The sequence below is a fragment of the Bacillus cereus group sp. BfR-BA-01524 genome, assembly GCF_022662595.1.
In the GTDB taxonomy this organism is placed as follows: domain Bacteria; phylum Bacillota; class Bacilli; order Bacillales; family Bacillaceae_G; genus Bacillus_A; species Bacillus_A thuringiensis_S.
The window spans coordinates 1-319 of sequence record NZ_JAKUDW010000341.1; the positions used below are offsets into that span (position 1 = coordinate 1).

Here is a 319-nt window from a genome sequence, read left to right on the forward strand (position 1 = left end):
TAACGTATTCAAACCCGCTGTTACTTTCTGAGATCCATCTTGCAATTTCCCTATGCCCGTCTGCATCTCACCTGTTTTACTATTTAACGTATTTAAACCCGCTGTCACTTTTCCTGATCCATCTACTAATTTATTAGATCCATCTGCTAATTTCTGAACTCCATCCTTCATCTCCCCAGACTTCCCTTGCAGTGTATGAAGGCCATCCGTCACTTTACTTGAACCATCATGCAATTCACTTGATCCGTCGTGTAGTTTACTTGCCCCTTCTGCTCCATCTGCTAATCCTTTTGAGACGTCTTTAATAGAATCAAACATT

General features: G+C 41.1%; 1 pseudogene. It reads right to left on the bottom strand.

The features are described 5' to 3' along the window. A pseudogene (locus MR170_RS31375) lies at positions 1-319 on the bottom strand (YhgE/Pip domain-containing protein); the annotation flags it as partial.